Raw genomic sequence first — 4,301 nt, forward strand, 5'->3', positions numbered from 1 at the left:
GTCGTCACCACCGCTCCCGTGCCCGAGCCCCGCGAGGGCTCGACGGCCGCGACGGCGACCGCGACGTCCTGGGACGACCTGGTCGCCAAGGTCCGCGAGGCCGGGCTCTACCCGACCGAGGAGCAGGCCGAGCGGGTCACCCGCGCCGTGCTCGCGGCACTGGGGGAGCACGTCGTCGGCGACGAGCGCGTCGACCTGGCGAGGGCGCTGCCTGAGGAGGCGGCGCGCATCGTCGCCGCCCAGGTTCCCGCCCACCACGTTCCGGCCGCCGCGGAGTTCGTCAACGAGCTGTCCCGCCGGCTGCCGAACGCCACGCACGCCACGGCGCGTTGGGACACCACGTCGGTCCTCGGAGTGCTCCCCGCGCTGATCGGAGACGACCTGACGCACCGGCTCCTCGCACAACTCCCGTCCGGCTACGCCCTGTTGTTCGGCCAGGCCGAACTCGTCCGCGCCGCCTAGGGATTCGCTCCTCGGGTTTCACGCTTCGGGAGCCGCGAGGGCGGCTCCTAGGTGAACTGGTAGTCCCGGGCCAGCACCCGCCGGTACGAGGTGCGCCACTTGGCCCGGTACCACCGGACCTCCCGTCGCAGTTCCAGCCCGCCCGGGCCGGGGACCAGCAGCGCCACCGCGCAGGCCCCGGCGGGGGCGGGCGCGGAGTCGAGCGGGATGCGCCAGGTGCGGCCCGGGCCGGCGGTGAAGACGGCCTCGGCGGCGGGTCCGCGGAAGTCGGCGGCGCCCTGGGCGACGTCGGCGTAGAACAGCAGCCGCTCGAAGCGGTCCGCCCGGCCGAGTGCGACGTCGACGGCCGTGCCGTCGTCGGTGAGGGCGACGAACGGCCAGACGTCGAGCGCTCCCGACCCCGCCGCGTCCGCGGCACGGTCGGCGCCGCCCCGGGACGGTGAACGCACCACGCCGGTGCGGCCGTCGCGGGTGCGCACCAGGCAGCCCGCCGCCACTCCCGCGCCCGCCAGCCGGTCGGCCGGGCGCAGTGTCATGCGCAGCACGCCCCGGGCCTCGGTGCGGGCGCTGGGGGCCGTCTCGGACAGCGTCACGGGGCCGTCGGCGGCGGTCTTGAAGAGGGCCGGAGTCAGCCGGATGGCCTTGCGCGGCGCGTGCCTGTCAGCTCCGTCCATGCCTCCCCTCCCCCGGACAGCCCTGGCCGGTCCCCGCGGACCGGCCTGTCTCGCCTGTGGGGTCCATCATGCCTTCCGGCTCCCGCCGCGCGTACGCGGGTGTCGCGGCCGGGGCGCGCGGTGCGCCCGGCGTGCGCGTGGGCCGGGCGCGGCCCGCGGGCCGCGCCCGTTGGGCGGCCCCGACCGGCCCGTCGACCGGCCCGCGGGCCCGCCGGTCGGGTCAGTCCAGGAGACCGTCCATCTGCTCGGCGGCCTCCCGCATGCCCTCGGCCATGCCCATGTCGGACATCTGATGCATCTCGTGCTCGTTGCGGAACGTCGAGGAGACCTCCATGCGGGTGCCGGAGCCCGCCGTCCCGCGCTGGGTGAGGGTGACCCGCATGCCGATCCTCGGCGAGTCGGAGAGCGGTTCGCCGTGGTCGTCGGAGAACCCGTCGGTGAACTCCAGGCGGGTGGGCGGCGCCACCGAGTCGACCTTCCACCAGCCGTGCGGCTGGTCCCCCTCGGGACCGGTCATGTGGTAGCTGACCGTCCCGCCGGGGCTGAGGTCGAACTCGTCCACGGTGGCCGGGTAGGCCGGCGGGCCCCACCACCGCTCCAGCTTCCGCGGGTCGGCCCACAGCTGCCACACGCGTTCCACGGGGGCGTCGAAGTCGGCGGCCAGGGTCAGCTCGAGCTGGTCGAAGTCCTCGTTGACGCTGGTGACGGTCATGATTCCCAGTCCCTCGGCACGGACGCGGACAGAGGTGCTCCTCCCAGCAAAACCCCGTGTCCGCGCCCCCGCCACTCGATCACGGCGCCGGCGCCGGCCCCGCTCCGCGGCCCGCCGGTGCTACCCCTGCGGGCCGTCCATCTCCTCGCGCACGAAGTCGCGGAGCCAGGCCCGGAACTCCGGCCCCAGGTCCTCGCGTTCGCTGGCGAGCCGCACGATGGCGCGCAGGTAGTCGCCGCGGTCGCCGGTGTCGTAGCGGCGGCCGGAGAAGACGACGCCGTGCACGGGGCCGCACACCTTCCCGTTCGCCGCCTGCATCTGCAGGGCGTCGGTCAGCTGGATCTCCCCGCCGCGGCCGGGCTCGGTGCGGCGCAGCACGCCGAAGATGCCCGGGTGCAGGACGTAGCGGCCGATGACCGCGTAGTTCGACGGGGCGTCGCCCGGCGCCGGCTTCTCGACCAGGCCGGTGACCCGGGCGACGTCGCCGTCCTCGGTGGTCTCGACGGCGGCGCACCCGTAGAGGTGGCTCTGCGAGGGGTCCACCTCCATCAGCGCGACCACGCTGCCGCCGTACCGGGCCTGCACGTCGATCATGCGGGAGAGCAGCGGGTCGCGCGGGTCGATCAGGTCGTCGCCCAGCAGGACGGCGAAGGGCTCGTCGCCGACGTGCGGGGCGGCGCAGAGCACCGCGTGGCCGAGGCCGCGGGGGTCGCCCTGGCGGACGTAGTGGATGGTGGCGAGGTCGGTGGACTCCCGCACCCGGGCGAGCCGGCCGGCGTCGCCCTTGTGTTCCAGGGCCGACTCCAGTTCGTGGTTGCGGTCGAAGTGGTCCTCCAGCGGGCGCTTGTTGCGGCCGGTGATCATCAGGACGTCGTCGAGCCCGGCGGAGACGGCCTCCTCGACGACGTACTGGATGGCCGGCTTGTCGACCACCGGGAGCATCTCCTTGGGCGTCGCCTTGGTGGCCGGCAGGAACCGCGTGCCGAGCCCGGCCGCGGGAATGACCGCCTTGCTGAGGGTGGGCCTCATGGATCTCATGGGTGCGTTGGGTCCTCGGTGAGTGGGAAGCCGCCCCCGGGCGCGGGTGGCCGCGGGGGACGGGAGCGGACGGGCGTGCGACGTTCGGGGGACGGACGGCGCGACGGACGGCGCGACGGACGGCGCGACGACGGCGTCCGGGGCGGGCGCCGGGTGCGTTCCGCGAGAGGCAGGAGACTGGACGAACCGTTCACGGAAGGCGGCCCGCTCGCCCTTCCAGCGCCCGAACGCAGCACCCCCACCAGCTCGTACATCCTGGGGTCGAGGTGCCGGCGCTCCCTGCCCCGAGCGCCTGGCGGGGCCCTACGCGGATGTCGGGGTGTCACCGGCCTGTCGGGTCTGTCGAACCTGTCCGAGGGGCTTGGTCATGAAGACGCTGTTGGGGTCCTCGGTGTAGCCGGCGAACGGCCCGCAGGCGGTGAACCCGTGCCGGGCGTACAGCCGCCGGGCCGCGGCGAAGTAGTCCTCCGCGCCGGTCTCCAGGCTCAGCCGTACGCAGCCCCGTCGCGCGGCCAGGCCGGTCAGGTGCTCCAGGACGGCGGAGGCGACGCCGCGTCCCCGGGCCGCCGCCGTGGTGCGCATCGACTTGAGCTCCCCGTGGCCGGCTTCGATCTCCTTGAGCGCCCCGCAGCCGAGCAGGACGCCCTCCGCGGTGCGCGCGGTCACGAAGACGATGCCGTCGCCGGCCAGCGTCCCGTGGTCCAGGGCGTGCACCGACTCCGGCGGGCTGGTCGCGTACATGTCCTGCAGGTGCTCGTCGAGCAGCGCGGCGACGTCCTCCCGCAGGGGCGAGTCGGCGGCGATCAGGAGGGTGGGAACGGTCGTCATCCGGCCATGTTCGCAGGTTCACGGGGTGCGGTGCCGGGGCCGTTCACCGGCTCCGGCCCGGCCGCTCCCCGGACCGCGTGCCGGGTGTGCCGTGTCCGCGGGTGCTCGGGTGGAGGCGGGCGGCCTCCAGCAGTCGCGCGGCGCCGCGCACGGCGGCGGTGTGCGGGGCGGGGACGACGTCGAGCGGTGCGTGCAGCCGGGCGGCGAGGCGGTAGGTGATCTCCGGCCGGAGCGCGCCGCCGCCGGCCAGCAGCACGCCGCGGGCCAGCGCCCCGGGCATCAGCGAGGCGCCGTCCTGCCGGATCGTCTCGGTCATCATCCTGGTCACCGCGTCCACGATGTCCTCCGGCGCGGCGGCCCCGAGGTCACCGGTGCCCAGGCCGACGCGGCGGGCGTCGGCCACCGCGCCGTCGTCCAGCAGCACCACCTCGGTGAGGTGCGCGCCGATGTCCACCACCAGCAGCGGCCGCGACAGGTCGGCCCGGGCCGCCACCGCGACGGCGCGGGCAGCGGGCACGGTCAGCACGTTCCGCGGCCGCAGCACCGCCACGGCGGACCGGGCCGCCGCCCGGTGGGCGGGGGAGGCG

At 75.6% G+C, this 4,301-nt stretch carries 6 protein-coding genes; 1 reads left to right on the plus strand and 5 read right to left on the minus strand.

Features of this window, described 5'->3' with window-relative positions:
* A partial coding sequence (locus ACOV8S_RS18900) for a DUF2267 domain-containing protein (RefSeq protein ID WP_448318987.1) occupies positions 1-462 on the plus strand: 462 nt, incomplete at its 5' end.
* A gap of 47 nt (positions 463-509) precedes the next feature.
* Here ACOV8S_RS18900 and ACOV8S_RS18905 read toward each other — a convergent pair.
* From ACOV8S_RS18905 to ACOV8S_RS18925, 5 genes are all read right to left on the minus strand, one after another.
* A complete protein-coding gene (locus tag ACOV8S_RS18905) occupies positions 510-1,136 on the minus strand; it encodes a hypothetical protein (RefSeq protein ID WP_448318988.1) in 627 nt (208 codons plus the stop codon).
* A 220-nt stretch (positions 1,137-1,356) separates the two neighbouring features.
* Complete coding sequence (locus tag ACOV8S_RS18910; RefSeq protein WP_448318989.1) at positions 1,357-1,848, minus strand: SRPBCC family protein; 492 nt, start codon at positions 1,846-1,848, stop codon at positions 1,357-1,359.
* A gap of 120 nt (positions 1,849-1,968) precedes the next feature.
* Entirely contained in the window at positions 1,969-2,886 is a 918-nt protein-coding gene (gene galU / locus ACOV8S_RS18915; protein ID WP_448318990.1) for a UTP--glucose-1-phosphate uridylyltransferase GalU, read from the minus strand.
* Between the two features lie 303 nt (positions 2,887-3,189).
* On the minus strand, positions 3,190-3,714 hold the full coding sequence (locus ACOV8S_RS18920) for a GNAT family N-acetyltransferase (RefSeq protein ID WP_448318991.1): 525 nt from the start codon (positions 3,712-3,714) through the stop codon (positions 3,190-3,192).
* A 43-nt stretch (positions 3,715-3,757) separates the two neighbouring features.
* The coding region (locus ACOV8S_RS18925; protein WP_448318992.1) for a rod shape-determining protein at positions 3,758-4,301 on the minus strand (544 nt) is incomplete at its 5' end.

Source organism: Streptomyces sp. CO7, assembly GCF_053474865.1.